Source organism: Streptomyces sp. YIM 98790, from assembly GCF_011421595.1.
In the GTDB taxonomy this organism is placed as follows: domain Bacteria; phylum Actinomycetota; class Actinomycetes; order Streptomycetales; family Streptomycetaceae; genus Streptomyces.
Genome location: NZ_WTLH01000270.1, coordinates 1 through 5,841 on the forward strand (window position 1 = coordinate 1; position 5,841 = coordinate 5,841).

General features: G+C 74.6%; 6 protein-coding genes. 3 read left to right on the forward strand and 3 right to left on the reverse strand.

The annotated features are described in order from the left end of the window. The coding region (locus GQS09_RS26390) for an RNA polymerase sigma factor (RefSeq protein ID WP_165990055.1) at positions 1–696 on the reverse strand (696 nt) is incomplete at its 3' end. 329 nt (positions 697–1,025) lie between these two features. Here GQS09_RS26390 and GQS09_RS26395 point away from each other — a divergent pair. Both GQS09_RS26395 and GQS09_RS26400 read left to right on the forward strand, forming a co-directional pair. Continuing rightward, positions 1,026–1,418 (forward strand): STAS domain-containing protein, encoded by a 393-nt coding sequence (locus tag GQS09_RS26395; RefSeq protein WP_207958310.1) that lies wholly within the window; start codon positions 1,026–1,028, stop codon positions 1,416–1,418. A 316-nt stretch (positions 1,419–1,734) separates the two neighbouring features. Beyond that, on the forward strand, positions 1,735–2,271 hold the full coding sequence (locus tag GQS09_RS26400; protein ID WP_399552609.1) for an ATP-binding protein: 537 nt from the start codon (positions 1,735–1,737) through the stop codon (positions 2,269–2,271). 173 nt (positions 2,272–2,444) lie between these two features. Here the strand turns inward: GQS09_RS26400 and GQS09_RS26405 are convergent, their stop codons facing one another. Together GQS09_RS26405 and GQS09_RS26410 are read right to left on the reverse strand one after the other, a co-directional pair. Further along, positions 2,445–3,668 carry an NAD(P)/FAD-dependent oxidoreductase gene (locus tag GQS09_RS26405; protein ID WP_165990056.1) on the reverse strand — a complete coding sequence of 408 codons (1,224 nt, stop codon included), beginning with the start codon at positions 3,666–3,668 and terminating at the stop codon, positions 2,445–2,447. A 222-nt stretch (positions 3,669–3,890) separates the two neighbouring features. Then, entirely contained in the window at positions 3,891–4,538 is a 648-nt protein-coding gene (locus tag GQS09_RS26410) for a TetR family transcriptional regulator (RefSeq protein ID WP_165990057.1), read from the reverse strand. A gap of 354 nt (positions 4,539–4,892) precedes the next feature. Between GQS09_RS26410 and GQS09_RS26415 the strand changes: the two genes are divergently transcribed. Beyond that, positions 4,893–5,841 (forward strand): serine/threonine-protein kinase (locus GQS09_RS26415; RefSeq protein ID WP_165990058.1); only part of this gene is annotated, 949 nt, incomplete at its 3' end.

A 5,841-nucleotide genomic window follows, 5' to 3' on the forward strand; every position in this document is an offset into this window, starting at 1 on the left:
GGGCGCGTCGGCGGCGAGCGGGCCGATGGCGGCGCCGTTCGCCGCGCCCGGTGCCTGCGGCCCGCATGCCGGGCCCGGCGGAGCGGGGGCCGGGGAACCTGCGGCGCGGGCGGCGGTGCTGGGGGTCATGGTGTGCGCCTCCTCCGCCCGGCCGTCGCCGCGGACCTCCCCGGTGGTGCCGTAGCTGCCGGCGGTGGCGAGCAGTTGCAGGGCCAGCCGCAGTCTCCGGCGGGCCTCATCCTCCGCGATACCGAGCCGCTCGGCCACCTCCGGGTACGGCAGCCGCTCGAATCGCGTCAAGGACAGGGCGTCCCGCAGCGGCACCGGCATGGAGGCCACGATGTAGTCCGCGCGGGCCGCGGTGGACGCCGCCCGGATCTGCGCGGACAGCCGCTCCGGTTCCTGCTCCGCGGCCCGCTCCCTGAGCCGCGCCACGCCCAGCCGGTGGGCCTCGGCGGCGATCCAGGACCGCATCGGTCCCTGCGCCGGATCGAAGCGGTCGGGGGACTCCCAGAGCCCGGCGAACACCTCCTGCGTCACCTCGGCGGCGGCCTCGCCGTCCCCGGTCAGCCGCGCGGCGACGTGGTACGAGAGGGAGGCGAAGCGGTCGTACACCTCGGCCAGGGCCGCGGCCTCTCCCTGGCGCAGGCGCTCGCGCATCGTCCGGTCCCAGCGCGGGGGCGTCTCATGCGCCATGGCGACCCCACCCTTCCCCACCGTCGTCGTGGTCCGTCAACTCTAGTGGCCGGGGCCGGCCGGCCGGCCGTGCCGGGCCGCCGGCCCCCGGTGCGGAAGACGCAAGCCGGGGCGGAGAGGATGAGTCCGGCCATGCGTGGTCCGGCCGAAAGTGGGCAGAGCGCTCCACGGGCCGTTTTCCACCCGGTCCGGTGATCCTCCCGGCGGACCCGGCCGGGCATAGAGTGGTCCCTTATCCCGGGAGGGGTGTCCCGCTCCAGCCGGCGGGACGGGCCGCGGAGGTGTTGCTGCGCCGTTCCGCGGGCGGTTCGGTGACACGGAGGACGACTATGAAGGGGCTGCGGCACGTGTCTTTGAAGGTGCTGCCAGAAAAGCGGGGGGAATGGGCCGTTCTGCGGGTCGAGGGAGAACTCGACCTGATGACGGCCCCGTCGGTGCGCCAGCATGTGCACGACGCGGTGGCGGACGGCCGCCGGAATCTGGTGCTGGATCTCGCCGGGGTGCAGTTCTGCGATTCCAGCGGGGTCGGCGTGCTGATCGCGGCGCGCCGCCTGATGCGGTCCTGCGCCGGCCGCCTGCGGCTGATCCTGCCCGCGCAGGGCGCGGAGGACGGTTCGCACGTCAACCGGGTGCTGGCGGCACTGGGTGTGCGCCGGCTCTTCGACTGCTATCCGGACCTGGAATCGGCGGCCGACGACGCCGCCGAGCCGCTGTCTGCCTGAACGTTCCGCCCGGATGCCGTTCGGCCTGACCGTGGAGTGTCGAACGCGCGGTGTTCGATCGGCGCGGCCAGGACTCGCACACTTTGCGGCAGACGTACTCCTTTGCGCCGGAATATTCCCGAAGCGCTTGTTGCCCCGGTCTCGGGTCATCATGCTGAGGTTTCCCGGGTTTCGCGGCTCTCCACGCATCCCGCCGTGGCGGCCGGATCTGCCGGCCGCGCCGCGGCCCGGACTGCCCAGACGCCGGTCCCTAGCTATCCGGGAAGAATTCCGGAACGAAACGGTGAGAGCGACAGTGCAGTGGCTCCTGAGACAGTTGGACGTCGGACGCGACCCGGCGGAGGTGCGCCGTGCCCGGCACTGGGCGCGGGCGCAGCTCGACGCGGGGCCGGGCGGCCCGGACCGGGATCAGGCCGACACCCTGGTGCTGCTGGTCTCCGAACTGGTCACCAACGCGGTGGTGCACACCGCCCGGCCCGCCGTGCTGCGCCTGGGCCTCGCGGTGCCGGAGGGCGCAGGAGCGGAGGGCGGGCGCCGCATCGCCGCGGTGCGCCTGGAGGTCGTCGATGTGAGCAGCCGGGCACCGGTGCGGCGGAGCGCGAGCGGCGAGGACACCGGCGGGCGCGGCCTGGAGCTGGTGGAACTGCTGGCCGATCGCTGGGGCTGGCAGTACGAGGCGGACGGCAAGCGGATCTGGTGCGAGCTGGACTGTGCGGACCGCGCGGCGGCCGGTGCGGTGACCGGTGCGCAGGAGACCGCCGGCGTATCCGACATTCCTGACATGAACCGTTCATCGGAACCGTCCGGTGCGCCCGGTGCCTCCGGTGGCGGAAAGGTTCCGGCCAGGTATTGATGCCCGGGGACGGCCGGAAAGCGGCCTGATTCCGGCCCGCTCCCGGCCTGATTCCGGCCCGCTCCCGGCCTCGTCCCGGCGGGTGCTGCCGCGGGTTCAGGCCGTCCGCCGGCCGGCGCCTCCGGCACCGCCCGCGGCCGCGGCCCCNCGTCCCGGCGGGTGCTGCCGCGGGTTCAGGCCGTCCGCCGGCCGGCGCCTCCGGCACCGCCCGCGGCCGCGGCCCCCTCGCGCTTCCGGCGCGGGCCGCGGTCGGCGGCGAGCTCCCGGGCCACCGCGGCGGCGATCCGCGGCGCCTCCCGGGCCAGTTCGCGCAGCATGCCGCTGATCGGATTGGTGTATCCGGTGAACCGCAGCCCCGGGGCCGCCGGATGGGTGTCCCGGCCGTGCACCAGCGGCAGGCCGTTGCCGTCCAGCACGCCCAGATGCCCGACGAGCGGTTCCAGCCCGCGGCGGTAGCCGGTGGCGCAGATCACCACCTCGGGGCTGATCACCTCGCCGTCCGTGAGCAGCACCTTGGCGCCGTCGAAGCGCTGCACCGCGGCGACCGGCTCCACCAGCCGGCGCCGCACCGCCCGCACCAGGCCCACGTCCTGCACCGGGATGGCCCCCTCCCTCACCCGCGAGTACAGGCCCGTCTCGGGGCGGGGCAGGCCGTATCCGGACAGGTCGGGAAGGGTCCTGGCCAGTGGCCGGGCCATCCGGTCCACCAGGGGCACCGGCAGCCGCCGGCACAGCACCGCGCTCGCCTGGGCGGGCCAGCCGAGGGTGGAGCGGCGCACGATGTGCGGCACGGTGCGCACGGCCAGCCGGACCCGCCCGGCGCCGTTTCCCGCCAGGTCGGCGGCGATCTCGGCGCCGGTGTTGCCGACCCCGACCACCAGCACGTCCTTGCCCCGGTACGGGGAGGGCTCGCGGTAGTGCGCGGCGTGCAGGAGCTCGCCGGTGAAGCCGTCGCGTCCCGGCCAGTCCGGCACGAACGGGGTGTGGTTGAAGCCGGTGGCCACCACCACGGAGGCGGCGCGCAGCTCGCGGCCGCCGTTGGCGCTCAGCAGCCAGCCCTGCCGCCCGGGGGCCGGTTCGACGCGGGAGACCTCGACCCCGGTGGCCAGCTCCAGCCGGTGGTGGCGGGCGTACTCCTCCAGGTAGGCGATGAAGTCGTCGCGGGCCACCCAGCGGCCGGCCGACCGCGGTATGGACAGGCCCGGCAGGGCGGACCAGCGGCGGGTGGTGTGCAGCCGCAGCCGGTCGTAGTGGCCGCGCCACGACGTACCGACCTGGCCTCCCTTCTCCACCACGACGGTGCGGACGCCGCGCTGCCGGAGCGCGGCGGCGGTGGCCAGGCCGCCGGGGCCGCCACCTATGACGCAGACCGGGGAGGGGGTGTCGGCTATCGGCATGTCCCGAGCATACGCAGCGGCGCAATACCCCAGCAGGGCCGCGGGGCCGTCCGTTATGCGCCCGTGTCACGCGGCGCCCGGTGCCCGCCTTGCCGCGCTTCCCGGGCGTCCGCCCGGCGGGGGCCGCGTGCCGCCCGTCCGGGACCGGCGGGGGGACCGGCGGGGAACCGGCGCGGGACCGGCGGGGCCGCGCCGTCAGGGCCGGGGCGGGCCTCGCCCGGCCTACTTGGCGGGCTTCTTGCCGGTCATGCCCAGGTGGACGAGCTGGGTCAGCGCGGGCTTGAGATCGGTCTGCTTGGCGCCCAGCGTCTGCAGCGCCTTGGGCTGGGCGGCGGCCGAGGCCAGCATCGAGACCAGGGAGACGGCCACCGCGGCCGGGACCAGTTCCTTGTCGAAGCGGCCCTTGGCCTGCATCTCCTCCAGGGCGCCGGTGAGCGGCCTGGCCACCGCGCCGAGGATCTTGGTGCGCAGCCGCACGAACCGCCGGTCGCCCTCCGCGGCGCCGAGGTCGATCACCCGCAGGATGGCGTCGTGCTTGCGCCAGAAGGCGAGGAAGCCGTCCACCAGGCCCTCGGCCGTTTCCGCCGCCGCGCGCCCGGTCCAGGACCGCTCGGCGACCAGGTCGGTGAGGCCGGCGCTGTCCCGCACCGCCTCGCCGGCGATCTCCAGGACGGCCGCTTCCACATCGGGAAAGTACTGGTAGAAGGTGGCCGGCGAGGTACCCGCCTTGCGGGCCACGTCGATGACCCTGACATCGCGGTACGGAGACGAGCCAAGCATCTTCCCGAGGTTGTCGAGCAGCTTCTGCCGCGTCGCCTGACCGCGGCGGCCGGCCACCCGCCCGTCAACGGTCGTCACTTGTCCTGTCATGCCGTCAGCTTATCGACAAATGATCACGGCGCGATCTGATCGCATCCGAATGGGGTGCGCCCCCGGCGCGGCCGGGAGCGGGCCCGTATCAGCGGCTCGTTCCCGGGAAGGTACGCTCCATCCCGCCGCCTCCGCGGGACCGGCCGGGCGGACCGGGCGGCAGGAACGGAAGACGGGGCAGAAGAACGGGGACGGCGGGAAAGAAGGACGACACGCGTCGGTCCGGTACCGCCCCGGCTTCGCCGGTGTCGGTCCCTGACGCAACAATCATTCCTGAGGACCGCATCGCCCCGGCGTAATGAGATGCTGCTGTGGGCGGCATTTCTGAGCGCCCTTACGGGGAGGTGGCAGGACATGGTGGAGCCGCTGACGCAGCACGATCCACGGCGGATTGGGCCCTTCGAGGTCCTCGGGCGGCTTGGCTCCGGGGGGATGGGCCTTGTCTACCTGGCGCGTTCGGCGTCCGGACGGCGTGTGGCGATCAAGACGGTGCGCACCGAGCTCGCCGAGGACCAGCTCTTCCGGGTCCGGTTCAGCCGCGAGGTGGAGGCCGCCCGCGCGGTGAGCGGGTTCTACACCGCGGCCGTGGTGGACGCCGACGCCCGCGCCGCCGTGCCCTGGCTGGCCACGGCCTATGTGCCCGCGCCCTCCCTGGAGGAGATCGTCAACGAGTGCGGGCCGGTGCCGCCGCAGGCGGTGCGCTGGCTGGCGGCCGGCGTGGCCGAGGCGCTCCAGTCCATCCACGGCGCCGGCCTGGTGCACCGCGACCTCAAGCCCTCCAACGTCCTGGTGATGGAGGACGGCCCGCGGGTGATCGACTTCGGCATCGCCTCCGGTGTCTCCAACACCCGGCTCACCATGACCAACGTGGCGGTGGGCACCCCGGCCTACATGTCGCCCGAGCAGGCCCGGGACTCCCGCGGGGTCACCGGTGCGAGTGACGTGTTCTCGCTCGGCTCCACGCTGGTCTTCGCCGCCACCGGGCATCCGCCGTTCCACGGCGCCAACCCGGTGGAGACGGTCTTCATGCTGCTGCGGGAGAGACCGGACCTGGAGGGCCTGCCCCAGGAGCTGCACCCGCTGATCGAGTCCTGCATGCGTCCGCAGCCGGAGGAGCGCCCCACCCCGGGCCAGCTCCAGGAGATGCTCGCCCCGCACCTGTTCGCCTCCGGAGACGACAGCGGCACGGCCTCGGCGTGGCTGCCGCCGGGCGCGGTGGCGCTGATAGAGCGCCGCCGCTACGGCCGCGCCCGGACCAGGCCGCCCGCACCGGGCGGCAGCCACGCCCCGGGCGGCCGCGGGC

What these genes read in the sequence shown, in the direction of transcription:
- GQS09_RS26395 (WP_207958310.1), top strand. Translation starts at nt 1,026, where the DNA reads ATGAAGGGGCTGCGGCACGTGTCTTTGAAGGTGCTGCCAGAAAAGCGG.
- GQS09_RS26405 (WP_165990056.1), bottom strand. Translation starts at nt 3,668, where the DNA reads ATGCCGATAGCCGACACCCCCTCCCCGGTCTGCGTCATAGGTGGCGGC.
- GQS09_RS26410 (WP_165990057.1), bottom strand. Translation starts at nt 4,538, where the DNA reads ATGACAGGACAAGTGACGACCGTTGACGGGCGGGTGGCCGGCCGCCGC.